This window comes from Bacteroidota bacterium (assembly GCA_016715425.1).
In the GTDB taxonomy this organism is placed as follows: Bacteria; Bacteroidota; Bacteroidia; order Chitinophagales; family BACL12; genus JADKAC01.
In genome coordinates, this window is record JADKAC010000006.1 from 43,611 (window position 1) to 63,555 (window position 19,945).

The following is a 19,945-nucleotide window of genomic DNA, read 5'->3' on the forward strand; positions in this document are numbered from 1 at the left end:
TAATATAGCAGTTTTCCCGGGATCTTTTGACCCAATCACTCTTGGTCATGTAAACCTTGTGGAGCGCAGTCTTGCATTATACGATACTGTAATTATTGCAATTGGAAAAAATGCTCAAAAGCAAAATCTTTTCAGTCTGGAACAACGGATGATTTGGATTGCAGAAATTTTTTCAAAATATCCTCAAGTCGAAATTGCAAGCTATGAAGGATTGACAATTGATTTTTGTAAAAGCTGCAATTCAAAAGTATTATTGCGGGGATTAAGAAGCTCAGGTGATTTTGAATATGAAAAAAATATCGCATTAATAAACCGCACTTTAGTTCCGGAAATTGAAACTGTTTTTATGCTGAGCATTCCTGAGTTTGCACATATAAGCTCTACAATTGTGCGAGAACTTGTAAGATATAAAGGCAATATTGAGAACCTGGTTCCAGCTTGTGTTATAAGAGATATGCAGCAATAATTCCCGCATCCAGCACACTCTGAATATTCTTATATGTTTGTTTATACTTATTTTCCAATTCCGAAGTAGTCACCCATTTTACATGTTCAATACCTTCTGCAATTTGTGGTATAAAATCAGTTTCATTACTGCGCATTAAAAACCAATGTGTGATTTTTAAAACTTTATTGCCATTAATCAAATAGGTATGATATGTCTTCATCAATTTTTTAATTATCACCACATCTTCCAAACCTGTTTCTTCCATTACTTCACGAATTGCAGCTTCAGGAATTTTTTCATTCAATTCTAATTTTCCTTTTGGCAAATCCCACATGCCATGTCGGTAAATCATCAACACATCTTTAGCATTATTCATCACAATTCCTCCCGCTGCTTTTATGATTTTATAATCGGAAAATAAATGTGAGCGAATTGCTTTAGCATCATCACCATACACTGTTAAACTGCGCACAAGACCACCGGCTTCAATTTGTTGCATGGCTTTCTTAATCTCTTTACGCTGTGTAAAAAAAAATACCGGACTGGTTTCGGTAGATTCAATTTCAGGTGCAGGTTTATCTTCATGGATAAATACAGGGATCTCGTTTATAAATATTTTATACATTTGGCTCATGTTGTTTGATTTACAAATTGCAAAGCAATTCACAAAAAATTTACTGGAAATAGAAGCTGTTAAACTCAGCCCTCAGAAACCGTTTACATGGGCTTCCGGGTGGCAGTCACCAATCTATTGTGATAACAGGTTAACACTTTCTTATCCGGCAATACGCAAGTTTATAAAAAATAACTTAGCAGAGATAGTGCGGCAAAAATTTCCTAATACAGAAATTGTTGCAGGTGTTGCTACTGCCGGAATCCCACATGGGTTGCTGGTGGCTGAACATTTGGGTTTGCCTTTTATTTATATTCGTTCCGAATCAAAAAAACATGGATTGACAAATATGATTGAAGGAAAAATTGCCAAAGGAAATAAAGTGGTGGTGATAGAAGATTTAATTTCCACAGGTGGCAGCAGTTTAAAAGCAGTGGAAGCATTGCGCAATGTTGGAGCCCATGTTACAGGATTAGCTGCTTTATTTACTTATGCATTTCCCGTTTCTGAACAAGCATTTCAAGATGCAGATTGTCCGTTTTTTACTTTAACCGATTATCCGGTTACAATTGAATTTGCAATGACGAATGGTATAATTCCAAATGAAACAGAAGCCTTATTAAAATCCTGGCGGCAAAATCCTTCTGTATGGATGAATTAAACAACTTGTTGCCATTAATTGCAACCGGCTTTGCAGCGGCTGGTATTACAATTATGCTTACCAGTGTTTTTATCTTTATTATCCTGCGCCGTTTTTGGTTGCACTTCCGAAAGAGTTTTCAAAATGACTTATTGAAATATGTAAGTAATGAATTAAGTGATTTGTCTTTGCACGAAAAAATATTAGCGCCGATGCAAGTTGATATGTTGCTTCATTTTGATACGTTTATGCAAACAACATTACCTGCCGAATTACCTGTTTTAAAAATGTTTATTGATGAAAAACTTACTGAAGAATTGAAAGTGGTATTTAATACTGAAATGAAAAAAGCGTTGCCACAAATACTTGAAAAAAACTTCAGTGAATCAAAACAATTAAAATATTATTTTAAAGAAGGTGTGCGGGATTTAGCAAATCTTGTAACCGAAAAATTATATGAACGATTAATTCGCAAACTCCCGCTTTATATTTTCATTGCACTTTGTTGTTCTGTTATAGGTGCTGTATTAGCTGCATTATTAGCGGGTGTAATATTCGCACAGTAATTTACTTCTTATCATGTTGCCTTCTCAAATACAAATTAAAAAACATAAAGAATACAGCGGACACACTGCTGCTATTTACCGATTAATTGAAGGTTACAATACCAATACATTTATTTCTGCCGGTGGTGATGGCTTAGTTGCTGTATGGAATTTATCAGAAGATAATGTCGGCAATGCAATAGCGAAAACTACATCCTCTATTTTCAGTGTGTGTAAATTACCCGGCACTTCACTTATTGCTGTTGGTCAACTAACAGGTGCATTACAAATTATTGATACAGAAACGCATTCTATAATTATAGATATCACACAAAGTCCGCATATTATTTTTGATATCACAGTAAATGAAAACTATCTATTTGCATCATCAGGAAAAGGAAATGTATTTGTGTTTGATATTTCAAATTTTCAATTAATACATACAATTTTATTAAGCGAAAAAAGTATTCGCTGTTTGCATATAATAAATGAAAATATGTATGCAGGTGCAAGCGATAATTATTTATATAAAATTTCTTTGCATGATTTCAGTTTCGAGAAAATAGAAACCCCACATACCAATTCTATTTTTTCATTAACATACATTCCAAACACACAGCAATTAATTTCCGGATCAAGAGATGCGCAATTGGGAATAATTAATTTAAATGATGAAACACATTCCATGCGATTAATACCCGCACATTTAAACACCATAAATCATATTGCATATTGCGCCGGCAATGGCATTATAGCCACGGCATCTCGTGATAAAACAATCCGGCTTTGGAATGCCGAAGATTTTACTTTGCTGAAAGTGATAGATACTAAATACGAAGCACATAAAAATTCTGTGAACAATGTATTTTGGACAGCGGATTCCAAGTTCCTAATTTCGTGCGGCGATGATCGTCGCATAATTCAATGGCAAATTTTAATAGATAACAAATGATACTTACCGACAAGGGGATTTTAGAAGAAATGGAAAAAGGCACGATACTGATTGAACCCTATCGTGAGGACTGTCTTGGAACCAATAGTTACGATGTGCATCTGGGCCGCTACCTTGCCGTATATAAAGATCATATCCTGGATGCAAAAAAGCATAATCTGATTGATGAAATAATTATTCCCGACGAAGGCATCGTCATTTTTCCCGGCACACTTTATCTTGGCGTAACTGAGGAATATACCGAAACACATGCACACGTTCCTTTCTTAGAAGGCAAGTCCAGTGTTGGTCGTTTGGGTATTGATATCCATGCCACAGCCGGCAAAGGCGATGTCGGTTTTTGCAACACATGGACACTCGAAATTTCGTGTGCGCAGCCAGTGCGTATTTATTACGGCATGCCTATCGGACAATTAATTTATTTCGAAGTAAATGGCGAAATACAGAATTACTACAACAAAAAGAAAGACGCCAAATACATTAACCGCACCATCCGCCCGGTGGAAAGTATGATGTTTAAGAATAAGTTTTGAGGAAATTAGATTTCGGTTGGTAGGGATATTAACCAATAAGGAAAAAATGATATATAAATTATTCTCTACCATGAAAAAATTATTTGTATTATTTAAAAATATAACACTAGTATGGAGAGCCATTCTAATTACTTTAATTGTTGCAATTGCTATTTCATTTTTCATCTATTATTCTAATACAAAGGAAAACGATCTTGGAAATTTTGGTGATGCTATTTCAGGAATAGTTGGAACTATACTAACCTTTTTTTCAGGTGTATTGATTTACTTTTCATTTAGAGAGCAATCTAAAACAAATATTAAGGCGGATAAAGAATTAACCCATATTAGGGCAGTACACTATTATGGCTTGTTGGAAAAGCAACTCCCAGAATTTGAACCTTCATTATTAGAGTGGATAAATGAAATTCCTTCTGTTTACCTAAGTTACACTGCTAATAGGTTTCATGAATTAAGTCAAAACCCTCCTATTATTAAATTAAGAAACTATATCCAAGATATTCTTGAATATATTGTATTTCGTTCCAAAGCTGGTGCACCAATAGATAAGCACATGCATCAATTTAGACATCTGCTTTTAAGGTTTGAGGCGATATCGAATCTACAGTTACGCATGCTTCAAAGTGATACTTTCTTAGGAAAAATTTTAATCTCCTCATATCACCGAATTTATGACGAATATATTGTTCAAATCGATGTTAACTTATTTAGTCTTGGCATTTTAGATTTGAATGAACTTATTGAGATAGATAATAATGATCGTAATAATAGCCGTAACCGTGCTTTTGCAACAGTTTATATTAATTTTTTAATGACCACTAGACAAATAATTGAAAGAATCAGAGAAATCAATATCAAGATTTCAATTATTGATGAGTAAAGTAAAGAACCAAACTTATGTTATTCCTTCCCCCATGTTCCCTTGCCTGTCCAAGCCGGTTCCTCAACCAGAAGCTATGTGCGGTGGCTGTTGAGTACCTGCGTAAATATTAAGAATTGTTTTTATCAATACGCAGGTTCCCACTGGCAGTCGCACAAAGGCAAAATGCGGGGAACCTGCTGAGACATAAGAGATAAGCTACCTTGTCTGCCTAATTGAATTTGGTCAATTCAAAATAATGTAATTACTTTGTAATCACACTTAAATAAATTTTATGGACATATCAGTAATATCAATTGGAAATTCTAAAGGCATTCGATTAACAAAAACCTTAATTGAGAAATATAACATCAAGGATACTCTTGAAGTGATTCTTGAAAAGGACTATATCATTCTAAAACCAAAAACAGCTTCAAGAATTGGCTGGGATAAGGCTTTCAAAAAAATGCATAATAATGGTGATGATAAGCTTTTTATTTCGGATGTGTTTGAAGATGAAAACTTTGAAGAATGGAGTTAAAACAATATCAAATTGTTCTGGTTAACCTTGACCCTACAATAGGTAGTGAAATGAAAAAGACCCGGCCATGTGTAATTATTTCACCTAATGAAATGAACAGATACTTGCAGACTATTGTAATTGCGCCTATGACAAGTAGCTCAAAACCATATCCAACAAGAATTGCGATTAAGCATAAAACAGGAAAGGGATATATAGTTTTAGATCAAATCAGAACAGTGGATAGGCAACGAATTATAAAAATATTGAACACCTTAACAGAAAAGGAAATATCCCTGGTTAAAGAAATTCTACAAGAAACTTACGTTGATTAAAAAGTGCACCCCATAACTGATTTCATTCCCACCCTATTCCCTTGCCTGTGCAAGCAGGTTCCTCAACCAGAAGCTATGTGCTGTGGCTGTTGAGAACCTGCGTGAATAATAAGAATTGTTTTTATCAATACGCAGGTTCCCGCTGGCATGTAAAAAACACCAAAAAGAATTTATCCGAAAGTATATATATAATCAAAATTTCATTAATTTGCAGATATGTTATCCATTATAGATATAGAAAAGAAATTAAAGCAAATTAAACCTGAAATTTCTGAAAAATTTCATGTGACCAATATTGGTTATTTTGGTTCTTATAGTAAAAACCAACAGAATGAAAATAGTGATCTTGATATCCTTGTTGAATTTTCACGCCCAGTAGGATGGGAATTTTTTACTTTAGAACAGTTCCTTGAGAGCAAATTGGGACTACGAATTGACTTAGTAACTTCGAATGCTTTGAAGGATCGTATTAAAGAAATCATACTTAAAGAAGTTAAATACATTTGAAACCCGAGGATAGAAATCAAATATTATTTCTTGAAGATATATTACTCTCAATACCCGATACCCAATACCCAATACCCAACACCCAATACCCGATACCAACTATCCTTCTAAATGAATCGTAAATAAAATTGTCCGGGCAAAAAGTTTGTCAATCATTCTGGAATAAATCAGATTCTCATCAGGTGTATTCAGATTTATTAAACCGTGAGAAATTTTTATCTGCGGCGAGAAAATAAAGTAGGGAAAATATATTTCTATTCCGGCGCCGTAATCTAAAGAAACATCATGCGAACCGACTTTTAAAATATCTTCTGCATTACGTGCTTTTGCATTGGAGGATAAGTCGTAAGAATAAGTGGCGCCCACAATTGCAAATGCCTTCATTTCTTTATATGCATTGCTCTTAAATTTAAAAGCAACCGGAAAATTGAAATAGATAGATTCAATTAATTGTGTTTCCTCTTTGCCATCTGCGAGTGTATAAAGAATAGATTTTTCTGCAAAGGATAAAGATGGGATTGCACGCAAATCAAAATGATCGCCCAAATGCAAATTTGAAATTATACCAAGATTAAATCCCGGACCATTTTGGCTATCGGCGCTTAATATAGAATCGCTGTATAAAAATGCAGGGTTGTATTGAATTTTATAATAGCTGGTATTGTAAGCAAGTGAAATTCCGAAGTGAAATGGTTTTCTGGAAAACCTGTTTTCATAATCACGCACTGTTAATTGGCTGAATGCAGAATTCGCCATCAACAACACAATAATCAATATTATTTTATTGCGGTGTAAAGCGAGCAAATTCCAAATGTGAGTCTTGTACATGTACATGATTTAAATCCTGCTGTTTCCAGATGTGTTATAAATGCATCTCCTTCAGGGAAAGCAAGAACCGATTCGTAAAGATAAGTATAGGCTCTTGCATCTTTCGACACTAAACGACCTATAAATGGGCATATTGCCTTAAAATAAAAATTGAATAATTGTTTAACGGGAAATACTTTTGGTTTGGAAAATTCCAGTATTACCAACTTGCCACCGGGCTTCAACACTCTGTTTATTTCTGTTAATCCAATTACAAGATGTTCGAAATTGCGCACACCAAAAGCCACAGTGGAAGCATCAAAACTGTTGTTTGCAAAAGGCATATTTTCAGAATCACCATTTATAAATTCCATCTGTTTTGTAAAGCCGGCCTTTGCAATTTTTTGTCGGCCAATTTCCAGCATCTCTTCTGAAATATCTAAACCGGTAATTTTTTCAGGATGCAATTTCATGGCAGCAAAACTAAAATCACCGGTTCCGCAAGCTACATCCAAAATAGTATTATGAGGCATTTTCCGCAACTCACGAATTGCTCTTTTTCGCCAATAATTATCTACACCCAACGAAAGCAATCTGTTTAAGAAATCATATTTCGGTGCGATGTTATCAAACATACTTTGCACCTGTTCTTTCTTGGTGGAATCTGTATTATATGGTGTAACCGGATTTGACATGCAGCCGCAAAAATAGAAATATCGCAATTGTTAAACGCAGGGTTTTAACTTTGGCGCATGATCATTCATGAAGTAACCTACTCCGGCAGTTTTGTAAAAAACGCTGCATGTCCTACAGATCAACTACCTGAGTTTGCTTTCATCGGTCGGTCGAATGTGGGGAAGTCATCACTTATTAATTATTTAACCGGACATAAAAACTTAGCGAGAATATCATCTAACCCCGGCAAAACACAAACGCTGAATTTTTATTTGCTGAATAAAATTTGTTATCTCGTTGATTTACCGGGATACGGTTATGCAAAAGTGTCGCAAGTGCAGCGCAAGAAATGGGAAACGATGATTCGCACTTATTTATCCGAAAGAGAAACATTACAAACTACATTTTTATTGGTAGATGGATCTATACCTCCACAGAATTCAGATTTAGAATTTGCAAATTGGTTGGGAGAATCGGGATTACCGTTTTCAATTATCTACACAAAAACGGATAAGCGACGAAAGGAAGGAAAGACATCAGATTTTGAAAAAAAATTATCGGAAAACTGGGAAGCAATGCCTCCGATATTTATTACATCTGCTGAAAAAAAATTGGGCAAAGAAAAAGTGCTGCAATACATTTCCGAAATAATAAATAAGTAATTATTGAATAGCAATGGTAACCGGCGCAGAAGAATAAGTTTTTCCGTTATGTGTCATTTCAATTGCAGGAATTAAATACTCACCTGCAACATCTGCAATACAAATATATTCAACAGTGCCTTCCGTATATTTTCTAAAGCCATTTGATTTGGAATGCAGTCTTTTATTTGGCCCTTCTAATACGGTTATTCCATCTAGTTCCTCGGGAGCAGTTATTTCTACTGAGGCATTGAATTGAACTACTTCCGCTTCACGATACACATTGAAAACCACTGTAAACTCCTCACCCACTTTTGCAGTAACATTTTCAGATACCGGAATAATTTCCATTGCATCTACTCCTCTGCCAAAAGAATTTATTGTAGTAGAGTTTCCACCTACGCCTGTATTGGATGTAGGTTTATTATAATTAACTGCAGTTTTTGTCGGTGTATAAGGTTTATCATTGCCACGAAAACCTGTAAACTTTTGTGCAACGGCGGTACTGTCTTCCCAGGAAACTTTTCTATTCTCCACTTCAATGGTTATAGAATTAGTTTTCATTAATTTTTTACCATTCAAAACAGAAACACCATCCACTTTAAATTTTCCGGTAGAAGTAGGAACTACCAAAGCTGTATAAGTGGATATTTCAATTTTCTCTACATCATCCGTAATTCCCCGCATTTCAGAATACACCATCGGTGGACCGAAAGGAGCTATTACAATAAAATCTGTAAGCTCGGGTAATACCACAGCATCAGGTCTGTCCTGCACTTTCACTATTATTTGAATTGGTTGATTTAGTGCGGCATTCTCTGGTTCGGAATGCATTGATATTTCTACTTTCTGCGCACTGATACTGAATGAAAATAAAATAAAAAATACGGTGAATAAATCTCTCTTCCTATACATACATTCAAAAGTAAAAGGCACAGCAATTAATGCCTATTCATTTGATAAAAAGAAGTGACGTATTAAACAACCTTATTGGCGCAACTGGAAGAGGCGAATGAATCAGGCTTTGCTTTAAAAACAAAACCCATACTCAGGATATAACCCATTGCTTCACTGAGTGCAGCATTACTTTGGAACTGCGGATTTGTATTAATATCTGCATGTACTTCCAAATCAATTTTATATCTATCCAACAAATCACATAACTCGTATGCAATAGCAATGGATAAGCTTACCTCATAAAGCAACCGTTCTTTTAAAGACATGGGTTGAGAGGTGTTTTCATTTGCGATATACATAAATCCACCATGACCTTTGCGAAGAAATACGACGACAGTTCCAAATTCGATATTCCTGCCATATACCTGCGAGTCCGAACCGATACAAACTTTTAATTTATTTCCGGCGGCAAGTTCTCTTTCAATAGTTTGCTGCACTACCTCTTTGATAGGTTGTGTAAGACTTTGTCCGTTGAGTGTTCGCCAGTGCATGATTCTTTAAAGGTAGAAATCCTTTGATAAATGATAATTATTGGAGCTTTGAAAGATTTACTGATTTTGCTTAACTTCGCCCCAATATCTAGAAAAGAAATGAAAAAAGAAATACATCCTAAGAATTACAGAGCCGTTGTCTTCAAAGATTTCTCAACGGATTATTCATTTTTAAGCCGCTCAACTGCAGCAAGCAACGAAACCATTAAATGGGAAGATGGCAATGAATACCCACTGATTAAGCTGGAAATATCTCATATGTCACATCCATTTTACACAGGTAAAATGAAATTTGTGGATACAGCAGGTCGTATTGAGAAATTCCAAAAGAAATACGCTAAGAAGTAAATTACTTATTCACTTAACTCTTAACCCTGCTTTATGAGCGGGGTTTTTATTTTTGTAAGATGTCAATTCACCAGATTACATTCTTTGATGATGAGCGCCGGAATAAATTGCTGCCACTCACCTTTACCCGGCCGGTTGCAGAAATGAGGGTGGGAATTACAACAATTGCAGAAAAGTGGATTCAATATACCGACGCAACTATCAGCTATTGCACTGAAGATTATTTACAAAAAAAATTCCTTTCCCCACAATCATCTCCAAACATTTATATTAATGGTGCTTGTATTCCCGATGATTTAATTATTGATGCGCTACAAAAATTAAATATTGGTGAAGCATTAATAAAAGAGGAAACTGTGATTGGTTTTAAATCAGATGTGGTTTTAAAAAATGCGCAGGAATGCATTGCTTTTACAAAATCGTTGAAAGCAATTAATTACACCGATGCATTAATTGAAATTAAAAACACCTGGGATATTTTTAAATTGAATGATGCAGTGTTGCGTCAGGATTTTTTACAAATAACAAAAGACAGAACTTCTGAAAAATTTAGCGATACAAATACAATCATTGGTAATCAAATATTTATAGAAGAAGGTGCAATTATTCAAGCTGCAATAATAAATACAGAAACAGGTCCGGTGTATATTGGTAAAGATGCGGAGGTGATGGAAGGTTCTGTTATTCGTGGGCCAATTGCATTGTGTGATCACAGCACTTTAAAAATGTCGTCTAAAATTTATGGTGCAACTACAATTGGTCCGCATTGTAAAGTGGGTGGTGAAGTAAATAACTCTGTAATTTTTGGATACAGCAATAAAGCGCATGATGGTTTTCTGGGAAATTCTGTTATTGGCGAATGGTGTAATCTGGGCGCAGATACAAACAATAGCAATTTAAAAAACAATTATGCTGAAGTAAAACTTTGGGATTATTCCACACAAAAATTTGCTGCTACCGGTTTACAATTTTGTGGATTAATTATGGGCGATCATTCTAAGTGTGGAATTAATACGATGTTTAATACAGGAACAGTTGTAGGTGTGAGTGCGAATATTTTTGGTGCAGGATTTCCAAGAAATTATATACCATCATTCAGTTGGGGAGGTGCCATTGGATTTACAGAATTTAAAATTAATCAGGCATTAGAAGTTGCAGAACAAGTAATGGGCAGAAGACAAATTGAATTAACAGAAACTGATAAAGAAATTTTACAATATTTATTTGAAACTCGAATTTCAAAATAAAAAATTATTTAATTTATAAAACGGAATAAAGCAGATGAGAAAAAAATTAGTCGCCGGAAATTGGAAGATGCATAAAACATTAAATGAAGCAGAAGCAACAGTTGCGGAAATAGCAAATGGATTAAGCAGATTGAAAAACTATGGAGATATATGGATAGCCCCAACCACTGTTTTTATCAGACATTTATTCCAAAGATTTGGTGAGACAGGAATTTTATTTGGTGCCCAGAATCTGAATGAACACGATCAGGGTGCATATACTGGTGAAATTTCTGCACCGCAATTACTTTCCATTTTCGCTTCTTTTGTTATTGTTGGTCATAGCGAACGGCGACAGATTTATAAGGAATCAGATTATACAATTCATCAAAAAGTACTTGCAGGTCTGCGACATGAATTGCCTGTAATTCTTTGTTGTGGGGAAACAATTGAAGAGCGCAATGCAAACAATCATTTTAAAATTGTGGAATCACAATTAAAAGAAGCATTTACCGGAGTAAGTCATGATGCATTTCGTATGATAATAATTGCATACGAACCGGTTTGGGCAATTGGAACAGGTGTAAATGCATCTCCTGCACAAGCACAGGAAATGCATGCATTCATTCGCTCTCAATTACAAAAAATGTTGGGTGAAACGGTTGCGGAACAAACAAGAATTTTATATGGCGGCAGCGTAAAACCAAATAATGCAGCAGAATTATTTGGACAAAAAGATATTGATGGTGCTTTAGTAGGTGGTGCATCATTGCAGGCAGAAGATTTTCTTAAAATAATTGAAGCTTCCCGAACACCATGATGCAATATATTGAATATCATTTTACCACTGCCGATGAAAATACGGTTGAAATTCTGGTGGCATTATTAGCCGATTTAGGCTTTGATACTTTTGAGCAGGATACCAATACATTATTTGCTTACATACTTGAAAAAGATCATACCGAAGAATTAAAACATGAAATTGAAAATCTGCAATCACAATTTATTTTTAATTATAAATCTCAATCTATTGCAGAAAAAAATTGGAATGAAGAGTGGGAGAAAAATTTCCAACCAGTTAATGTAGAAAACCGTTGTCTAATTCGTGCTACTTTTCATCCTGAGCAAACGGGTTTTGAAGAAGTAATTGTAATTGAACCACGCATGGCTTTCGGCACAGGACATCACGATAGCACATATTTAATGATTCAGGAAATGATGAATATGGACTTTAAAAATAAACAAGTGTGTGATGCAGGAAGTGGAACAGGAATATTAGCAATATTAGCAGCTAAACGAGGAGCTGATTTTGTATTTGCTATTGACAATAACGAATGGGCTTATCATAATGCCATTGATAATATCGGATTGAATGCTGTGGTAGATATTATTGAAACTGAACTCGGTGAATTAGATATGCTCACCAATAAATCCTTTGATATTATACTTGCAAATATTAATAAAACAGTGATTCAGGAAAATATTACATTATTGAGTAATGCTATAAAAAAAGATGGTATAATATTAATTAGCGGAATACTAATTCCAGACCTTCAGGATATTACAAATGTTGCAGAAAAAAACGGATTGCATCTTTATAATTCATGGAAACGCAACGAATGGATATCCGCAGTATTCACAAAATCTTAAAACAATTTTTAACTGTATTTGCCGATTTATCTGACAACCGGAATACCCACTCATTAGAATTTTGCTTACCACTTAATATGGCTAATTTAACAACATGAAAAAAATCATACTTCCGATAATTTTAATGTGCTGCATGCAAACTGTATTCGGGCAAATAAAATCTTTTTCATATGATCCAACAACGTTTTATAAAGAATTAAGTACGTTTCTGAAAGCGAATAATAATGAGGCCGGACAAATTGCATGGGATGCGTTTTCAACTCAACTCAACAAAGGGAATATTTCAGCCGAACAAACAGATAAGCTTATTGATTTATGTAATAGCATGCTCGATAAAAAAATGCGCCCCTCTCCTGCTTTTTCTGAAATGCTAAATGCCGTTACTTCTTTTTTAAACTCCGGCCAAACGTATGATCAATACGATAACTGGATGACAGCTTCTGCTGAAATTATTAAAACAGGAACCACATCACAGTTTGTAAACTTCATGAAATTCTCCGGTCCATTTTACAGTGAAAGCGCATTATATTTTTCTCAATCAAAAGTGTGGAGACATGATGCCTATGAATTTCAAATGAAGGTGGAAAATGGTCAACCTGAAATATTTTTTCCTGCATTAAATATTATTGGACAAACCACAGGTGACAGAACATTTATTTTTAACACCACCGGAACTTACTTCCCACTTGATAATATATTTATTGGCAGTGGAGGTAGAGTTAATTGGATGAAAGCACAATTGGATAGTAACAATGTGTATGGAACTCTTGGTGAGTTTACAATCAACTTGGAGAAAGCAGAATTGCGTATTGACTCCATTACATTTAATTACATCGGCTATTTGAATAAACCACTGCAAGGAACGTATGTAGATAAATTGATTGTGAATCCAGACCCAGGTAAATTTGATTATCCGCAGTTTAAATCTTACGACAATCAAATTAAAATTGAGAATGTAATTGATAAGGTTGATTACTATGGTAACTTTTTTTTGAAAGGAAATAAAGTAATTGGAGCCTCCGAAGATTCCAGTTATGCACGACTAGAATTTCGTGATAATCTTGATCGTAAAGTAATGACTGCCCGATCAAAATCTTTTTTAATAAAACCCGATGATATTTTTTCACAACATGCATCAGTAACATTGCATGTTGGTCAGGATTCAATTTATCATCCGGATGTGAATTTAAATTATAAAGCAAACAATCAAACAGTAACATTATCTCGTGGAGAAATTGGTGCAGCAGGTGCCGCTTATTACAGTTCGTTTCACAGAATTGATATAGACATAGATCAACTTGTTTGGGCATTGAATGATACTACTTTAGTTATGCGCAATTTAAGTGGTGGTGGAGAAAAGCGTTCCTATTTTGAAAGTCAGGATTTATTTAGTCAGGATTTATATCAAAGCGTTCAGGCAGTATCTCCTGCAAATCCATTGGTGCTTATTAAACGCTTTTCAGAAAAATCTGGTACCAGAATTTTAACGGCTTCATCCATTGCTAAAGAAATAAATCCATCACTTACTGTTGATGGTATTCGCAGTTTATTATATGACATGATGAAATCAGGTTTTATATTTTATGATCCTAATACGAATATGGTGACGGTAAAAGATAAACTGGTGAATTACGTGGATTCCTATATTGGCAAAAGAGATTACGATATCATTCAAATGATGTCGCAAACAAAAGGGAATAATGCAGAACTCGATTTAAAAAAATACGATCTGCATATCAATGGTGTTGATCAGGTTTATCTCAGCGATTCGCAGTTTGTTTTGATTTATCCCATTGAAGGAAAACTATTGATGAAGAAAGACAGAGACATGAATTATGATGGTCGCACTGTTGGTGGAAATGCAGATTTTGTGGGAACAGGTTTTTATTTTGATTACGATACTTTTAATATTAAAATGACTATGATTGATTCCATGATTTTATATGTAGAGTCAACTGAAACTGATAAATATGGTAATGTATTATATCTACCGGTGAAAACTAACTTCAGTAATTTAAGTGGAGAATTACAAATAGATAGAGCGGATAATAAATCAAGTAGAAAAAATTTTCCTGAGTATCCGATTTTCCAAAGTTATTCTACTTCAAAAGCAGATTATGAAAAGCCCGAAGTGTTTAATGGTGTTTATAAAAAAGATGAATTTTTCTTTAAAGCAGATCCCTTTCATGTGGAGCAAATGGATGAGATTGATTACAGAAAAATTGAATTTGGTGGCACCATGATTTCCGATGGCATATTTCCGGATTTCCGTGAGAGTTTATCCTTGCAGGAGGATAGATCATTAGGCTTTAAAACAAAAACACCACCGGAAGGATATGCGATGTATGGTGGATTGGGAAAATACAACGACAGTATTTATTTGAGTAATGAAGGATTTAAAGGTTCAGGATTAATTGAATTTATGGCTTCGAAATCACGCTCATCAAAAATTAATTTTTTTCCAGACAGTACAATTGCTGCTGTAGAAAATTTTGATATTACAAAAACAACAGCAGGCACTGAATTTCCTGCGGTAGATAATACTACTGTTGATTTATTATGGATGCCATATAAAGATCAAATGTTTATTCATCAAGGTGAAACACCTTTTAATTTTTTTGATAGTTTAACTACATTAACTGGAAGTCTGACTGTTACTTCAGGTGGTTTATTAGCGGAAGGAACAATGAAGTGGTTGGATGCTGAATTGTATTCAAACTTATTTGGATTTGGTGCGGAAACGATGTTTGCAGATACAGCTTCCATGATTATTAAATCTATTGATCCAAATAAACTTGCATTGCGCATGAATGATGTTAGTGCTTTTGTGGATTTTGGAGAAATGACAGGTCATTTTATTTCCAATATTGATACAGTAATGACTGAGATGCCTTTTAATCAATACAAAACTACCATCAACGAATTTGATTGGGATATGACAGCAGGTATACTAGATTTTAAATCTACAAATAAAGAGTTTGGAAATTTTTATTCTACAAATCCTGAGCAAGATGGATTATGGTTTGAAGGAACCAACGGAAAATTTAATCTTAAAACCTATATACTTGGAGTGGAAGGAGTTCCGCATATTGCAATTGCAGATGCACATGTAATTCCGGATAGCGGTAAAGTATTTATCGAATCAGATGCAAAGATGCGTACACTTCAAAATGCAACAATTGTAGCGGATACAATTTATGCATATCATAATATTAAAAAAGCAAACGTAGATATTTATGGTCGTAATGCAATTGCAGGAAAAGGTGTTTATGAATACACCACACCACAAGGAAAATTACAAGAAATACCTATTGAAGAAATCACTGTAAAAAAATTAAAAGATTCTTTAACCAATGTGTATGTTTTTCAATTATTTGCCAAAGGATATGTGCAGGATACTTCAAAATTTGAATTAGAGAAAAAAGTGTTGTTTAAAGGTCCGGTGGAAGTAAATACCACAGAAGAATTTTTAAGGTTTAAAGGTTATGTAAAATTAGAGGTGAGTGATACTGCAAATTTTAAAACCGATTGGTTTAGAGTGGATCAGATAATTGATCCGGCAGAACCTACATTTAATATGAACATTGCAAAATCAGAAAGTAACGACAGTGTGTATGCCGGTGTTTTTAAGCGATTTGATTCTCCTGTGTTATATACAAGTCTAATGGGCAAACGATATAGCAAAAGTGATCAGATGATTTATGTTGCAAGAGGTGATGGTTACTATGATGAAAATGAATCAAAATTCTTTTTTGGAAACGTAGAAAAAACATTTGATAATACACTCCCCGGATCATTGATGATTTATGATGATAAAACAGGAGATGTAACTGCGGAAGGACCTTTGTATTTCGGTATGAAAACTGAAATCGTTGATATAAAATCGTACGGAAGTATTGCAAAAAAAGCAATTGACTCGGTGTATAGTATAAATTCTACACTTGCATTTAATTTACCTATTGATGAAGAAGTGATGAAAGCAATTGGTGAATTGATTTATAATGGAAATGTGGAAAGTGATTTTATTGATTATTTCAGTTCGCCATTATTATTAGGAGCTATTTATGAATTGGGTGATGAAAAGCAAAGTGAGAAATTAATGGAATCAGTAAATCAAATCGGATATCTTTCAAAGCCAAAAGATATTCCATATTCATTATTAATTACAGGCATTCCTTTAACTTGGGACGAAGGTTCAAAAGCAATTCGTTCCACAGGCTCAACAGGTCAAATTGTATGGATAGGTCCTCAACAAATAAATCAAAATATTAAAACCTATGTAGAGTTTTCACGCAAGTCAGGAATTGATAATTTTACTCTGTATTTCGAAACACCTTACGAAGATTATTTCTATATCACTTACAGAAAAGGACAAATGAAACTCTATACTTCCAGTGATGCAATCAATGAAAAAATATTTACTCTACCCGATAGCAAACGCACTATTGAAGCAGATGGAAAACGTTTGGTGTATATGCTGGAATCTAAACCAGCAGTGGGTAAATTTGTACGGCGGATGATGTTGCTAACAGGAGAATCAACGGGAGAATTGGAAGAGGATACAGATGAGTAGTGAGTGGTGAAAATAAATAGGCAATAGGCAATTAGCAATAGGCAATTGTAAATGGTAAATGATAAATGATAAAAAATTAATGAGTAATCAATAATGAGTGATGAGTTTTTTTTTGTCAATGGTCAATAGTCAATGTCAATAGCCAACTGCCAATAGCCAATAATTAAAAATAAAAATATGCTTCGAAAAATAATTTACATAAGCACAATTGCAATCTTAATTTCAAGTTGTGCGAAGGTGCCGATTACAGGAAGGAAACAAGTAAAACTTTTACCTGACAGTGAAGTATTGGCAATGAGTTTTCAGCAATACAATGAATTCCTTTCTACTACGAAAACAATTACTAATTCTTCGGATGCAACTATGGTTCAAAATGTCGGAACCAAACTTTCACAAAGTGTAAAACAAGTTTTAAAATCCAAAGGAATGGAACATGCCCTTGATGGTTTTAAGTGGGAATTTCATTTGATAGATAATCCGGAGCCAAATGCTTGGTGTATGCCCGGAGGAAAAGTGGTTGTATATACAGGCATTTTACAATATACTAAAACAGAAGCAGGCCTTGCTGTTGTGCTTGGTCATGAGGTTGCGCATGCAGTTGCAAAACATGGCAATGAACGCATGAGTCAGGAATTGTTGGCATCTACCGGATATATGGCTTTGGATCTTGCTCTTTCTAATGAACCTACAGAAACAAGAAATTTATTAATGACTGCTGCCGGTGCCGGAGCAACTGTTGGAATACTATTGCCCTACTCACGCACGCATGAATCAGAAGCGGATAGATTGGGATTAATTTTCATGGCATCAGCAGGATATAATCCGGAAGAAGCTGTTGCATTTTGGAAAAGAATGAGTACACAAGGACCAAGCGTTCCCGAATTCTTAAGTACTCATCCAAGCGACGAAACACGCATTGAAAACATTCAAACTAAATATATGCCCGAGGCAATGGGTTATTATAAACAGGCAAAATAAATGCGTCCGAATATTTTCAAAAAGTATTGCAGCTATCTTTTTGCTTTTCGTCAAGAAAAATTTGAAAGTGCAGTAAGTGGCACACTGGAAGTATTGCTTTTTAAAGGACGTTATCAATTGGTAACTAAAAATGCTATCTATTCATTTGAAGACTTATATACCTCGTACGGTCATGCATTAAACTCTATTCGATATACACATGTAAAAAATATTTTAGTGCTTGGTTTAGGTTTAGGTAGTATTCCGATAATGCTACAAAAAAAATTGGGTGATACAATTTCAATTACCTCCGTTGAATTAGATCCTGAAATTATTCGCTGCGCAAAAAAATATTATCCCTCAGCTACAGAATATGATAAATTGAAAATAATTCAGAGTGATGCCTTACAATTTGTAATGCAAACAAAAGAAAAATTTGATCTGATTACTGTAGATTTATTTATTGATACTTATGTCCCTGAAAAGTTTTTTACACTTGAGTTTCTGCAAAAATTAAAAAGTATAATTTCTCCCAACGGCAATCTATTATTCAGCAGATTAAAGGATGGTTATAAATATGAACATGAACTTTGGAAAAATTTGAAAACTGTTTTTCCGGGAAAGACAGAAATTGAAACAGAGGGTAACAGTATTTTATATTGGAAACCAAATTTCGAATCATGACAGGAACGGATATCAATTATGCTGCTGAATTACTCAGGTCAGGAAAATTAGTTGCCATTCCAACAGAAACAGTTTATGGACTTGCGGCAAATGCATTGAATACAGATGCAGTGATTAAAATTTTTGAAGCGAAAAACCGCCCTCGTTTTAATCCTGTAATAATTCATATCGGTGATATCTCTCAACTCAGTAATTACGTAATAACTCCTCACCCCGAATTATTACATCTTGCTAAAATATTTTGGCCGGGGCCACTCACTTTTTTATTTAAAAAAAAACCTACCATACATGATATTGTAACTGCAGGTTTGCCTTATGTTGCAGTGCGCATTCCAGATCATCCATTAACCCTTCAACTTCTACAATTAATTAACCTTCCACTTGCAGCCCCAAGTGCTAATCCATTTGGATATATTAGCCCGACTGAAGCATTTCATGTAGAAACACAATTGGGAAACAAAGTGGATTATATACTGGATGGCGGTTCATGTAAAGTCGGTATTGAATCAACTATTATTAAATTAAACAGTAAAAATCAGATTGAAATTTTGCGACAAGGATTTATTACCATTCAGGATTTACAATCACAGACACAATTAGAAATAATTATCCCGGAAAAAAACAATCCTATTGAAGCACCGGGCATGATGAAACTACATTATGCCCCTTTAAAAAGAATGCTAATAGGAAATATTGAACAAATGCTATTGTCTAATTCGGGTAAAAAAATCGGTGTACTTTCTTTTAAAAAAAAATTTAATAATTCTCAAATCATACAACAAGAAGTATTAAGTACACAAGGAGATTTATCCGAAGCTGCCCGAAACCTTTTTGCTGCCTTGCATCGTCTTGATAACGGCCATTGTGAGATTATCTATACTGAATTATTCCCCCATGATGGAATAGGAATTGCGATCAATGATAAATTATATAGAGGTGCTGCCCGATAGTATAGAATTTCTTATCTTTAAAATCTTAAATATT

The 19,945-nt window shown here is 34.4% G+C and carries 23 protein-coding genes; 18 read left to right on the forward strand and 5 right to left on the reverse strand.

All coding sequences use genetic code 11. The annotated features are described in order from the left end of the window. Positions 1 to 4 precede the first annotated feature (4 nt). Positions 5 to 466: a pantetheine-phosphate adenylyltransferase gene (gene coaD / locus IPN31_11775; protein ID MBK8682560.1), complete on the forward strand. Its 462-nt coding sequence runs from the start codon at positions 5 to 7 to the stop codon at positions 464 to 466. Here coaD and IPN31_11780 read toward each other — a convergent pair. Beyond that, positions 444 to 1,073, reverse strand: a complete 630-nt coding sequence (locus IPN31_11780; protein MBK8682561.1) for an NUDIX domain-containing protein — start codon at positions 1,071 to 1,073, stop codon at positions 444 to 446. The genes coaD and IPN31_11780 overlap by 23 nt on opposite strands. 7 nt (positions 1,074 to 1,080) lie before the next feature. Here IPN31_11780 and IPN31_11785 point away from each other — a divergent pair, with 7 nt between their 5' ends. From IPN31_11785 to IPN31_11820, 8 genes are all read left to right on the forward strand, one after another. Further along, positions 1,081 to 1,722: an orotate phosphoribosyltransferase gene (locus tag IPN31_11785; GenBank protein ID MBK8682562.1), complete on the forward strand. Its 642-nt coding sequence runs from the start codon at positions 1,081 to 1,083 to the stop codon at positions 1,720 to 1,722. Continuing rightward, positions 1,710 to 2,267 carry a hypothetical protein gene (locus tag IPN31_11790; protein MBK8682563.1) on the forward strand — a complete coding sequence of 186 codons (558 nt, stop codon included), beginning with the start codon at positions 1,710 to 1,712 and terminating at the stop codon, positions 2,265 to 2,267. The genes IPN31_11785 and IPN31_11790 overlap by 13 nt, the downstream gene beginning before the upstream one ends. 13 nt (positions 2,268 to 2,280) lie before the next feature. Continuing rightward, positions 2,281 to 3,198 carry a hypothetical protein gene (locus tag IPN31_11795; GenBank protein MBK8682564.1) on the forward strand — a complete coding sequence of 306 codons (918 nt, stop codon included), beginning with the start codon at positions 2,281 to 2,283 and terminating at the stop codon, positions 3,196 to 3,198. Beyond that, entirely contained in the window at positions 3,195 to 3,731 is a 537-nt protein-coding gene (locus IPN31_11800) for a dCTP deaminase (GenBank protein MBK8682565.1), read from the forward strand. The genes IPN31_11795 and IPN31_11800 overlap by 4 nt, the downstream gene beginning before the upstream one ends. 70 nt (positions 3,732 to 3,801) lie before the next feature. After that, on the forward strand, positions 3,802 to 4,611 hold the full coding sequence (locus IPN31_11805) for a hypothetical protein (GenBank protein MBK8682566.1): 810 nt from the start codon (positions 3,802 to 3,804) through the stop codon (positions 4,609 to 4,611). A gap of 274 nt (positions 4,612 to 4,885) precedes the next feature. Then, positions 4,886 to 5,131, forward strand: coding sequence for an AbrB/MazE/SpoVT family DNA-binding domain-containing protein (locus IPN31_11810; protein ID MBK8682567.1), 246 nt, complete (start codon positions 4,886 to 4,888; stop codon positions 5,129 to 5,131). Beyond that, complete coding sequence (locus IPN31_11815; GenBank protein MBK8682568.1) at positions 5,122 to 5,445, forward strand: type II toxin-antitoxin system PemK/MazF family toxin; 324 nt, start codon at positions 5,122 to 5,124, stop codon at positions 5,443 to 5,445. The genes IPN31_11810 and IPN31_11815 overlap by 10 nt, the downstream gene beginning before the upstream one ends. A gap of 216 nt (positions 5,446 to 5,661) precedes the next feature. After that, positions 5,662 to 5,952 carry a nucleotidyltransferase family protein gene (locus tag IPN31_11820; GenBank protein ID MBK8682569.1) on the forward strand — a complete coding sequence of 97 codons (291 nt, stop codon included), beginning with the start codon at positions 5,662 to 5,664 and terminating at the stop codon, positions 5,950 to 5,952. A gap of 99 nt (positions 5,953 to 6,051) precedes the next feature. On the opposite strand, the gene IPN31_11825 is transcribed toward IPN31_11820, so the two are convergent. Together IPN31_11825 and ubiE are read right to left on the reverse strand one after the other, a co-directional pair. Continuing rightward, positions 6,052 to 6,780, reverse strand: a complete 729-nt coding sequence (locus IPN31_11825; protein MBK8682570.1) for a PorT family protein — start codon at positions 6,778 to 6,780, stop codon at positions 6,052 to 6,054. Further along, a complete protein-coding gene (gene ubiE / locus IPN31_11830) occupies positions 6,729 to 7,454 on the reverse strand; it encodes a bifunctional demethylmenaquinone methyltransferase/2-methoxy-6-polyprenyl-1,4-benzoquinol methylase UbiE (protein MBK8682571.1) in 726 nt (241 codons plus the stop codon). The genes IPN31_11825 and ubiE overlap by 52 nt, the downstream gene beginning before the upstream one ends. A 57-nt stretch (positions 7,455 to 7,511) precedes the next feature. On the opposite strand from ubiE, the gene IPN31_11835 reads away from it, so the two are divergent. Continuing rightward, the gene (locus IPN31_11835) at positions 7,512 to 8,096 is read left to right on the forward strand and encodes a YihA family ribosome biogenesis GTP-binding protein (GenBank protein ID MBK8682572.1); all 585 of its coding nucleotides are present in this window, start codon (positions 7,512 to 7,514) and stop codon (positions 8,094 to 8,096) included. On the opposite strand, the gene IPN31_11840 is transcribed toward IPN31_11835, so the two are convergent. Beyond that, entirely contained in the window at positions 8,097 to 8,990 is an 894-nt protein-coding gene (locus IPN31_11840) for a BatD family protein (protein MBK8682573.1), read from the reverse strand. Between the two features lie 62 nt (positions 8,991 to 9,052). After that, on the reverse strand, positions 9,053 to 9,523 hold the full coding sequence (locus IPN31_11845) for a hypothetical protein (protein MBK8682574.1): 471 nt from the start codon (positions 9,521 to 9,523) through the stop codon (positions 9,053 to 9,055). 99 nt (positions 9,524 to 9,622) lie between these two features. Between IPN31_11845 and IPN31_11850 the strand changes: the two genes are divergently transcribed. The 8 genes from IPN31_11850 (at position 9,623) to IPN31_11885 (ending at position 19,911) form a co-directional block, all read left to right on the forward strand. Beyond that, positions 9,623 to 9,871 (forward strand): type B 50S ribosomal protein L31, encoded by a 249-nt coding sequence (locus IPN31_11850; protein ID MBK8682575.1) that lies wholly within the window; start codon positions 9,623 to 9,625, stop codon positions 9,869 to 9,871. Positions 9,872 to 9,930: 59 nt separating this feature from the next. After that, positions 9,931 to 11,118 carry a GlmU family protein gene (locus IPN31_11855; GenBank protein ID MBK8682576.1) on the forward strand — a complete coding sequence of 396 codons (1,188 nt, stop codon included), beginning with the start codon at positions 9,931 to 9,933 and terminating at the stop codon, positions 11,116 to 11,118. A gap of 34 nt (positions 11,119 to 11,152) precedes the next feature. Beyond that, entirely contained in the window at positions 11,153 to 11,917 is a 765-nt protein-coding gene (locus tag IPN31_11860; protein ID MBK8682577.1) for a triose-phosphate isomerase, read from the forward strand. After that, positions 11,914 to 12,747 carry a 50S ribosomal protein L11 methyltransferase gene (gene prmA, locus IPN31_11865; protein MBK8682578.1) on the forward strand — a complete coding sequence of 278 codons (834 nt, stop codon included), beginning with the start codon at positions 11,914 to 11,916 and terminating at the stop codon, positions 12,745 to 12,747. Before IPN31_11860 ends, prmA begins: the two co-directional genes overlap by 4 nt. A gap of 94 nt (positions 12,748 to 12,841) precedes the next feature. Continuing rightward, complete coding sequence (locus IPN31_11870; protein ID MBK8682579.1) at positions 12,842 to 17,320, forward strand: hypothetical protein; 4,479 nt, start codon at positions 12,842 to 12,844, stop codon at positions 17,318 to 17,320. A 177-nt stretch (positions 17,321 to 17,497) separates the two neighbouring features. After that, positions 17,498 to 18,298: a M48 family metallopeptidase gene (locus IPN31_11875; GenBank protein ID MBK8682580.1), complete on the forward strand. Its 801-nt coding sequence runs from the start codon at positions 17,498 to 17,500 to the stop codon at positions 18,296 to 18,298. Then, the gene (locus IPN31_11880) at positions 18,299 to 18,961 is read left to right on the forward strand and encodes a fused MFS/spermidine synthase (protein ID MBK8682581.1); all 663 of its coding nucleotides are present in this window, start codon (positions 18,299 to 18,301) and stop codon (positions 18,959 to 18,961) included. Further along, the gene (locus IPN31_11885) at positions 18,958 to 19,911 is read left to right on the forward strand and encodes a threonylcarbamoyl-AMP synthase (protein ID MBK8682582.1); all 954 of its coding nucleotides are present in this window, start codon (positions 18,958 to 18,960) and stop codon (positions 19,909 to 19,911) included. The genes IPN31_11880 and IPN31_11885 overlap by 4 nt, the downstream gene beginning before the upstream one ends. Positions 19,912 to 19,945 lie beyond the last annotated feature (34 nt).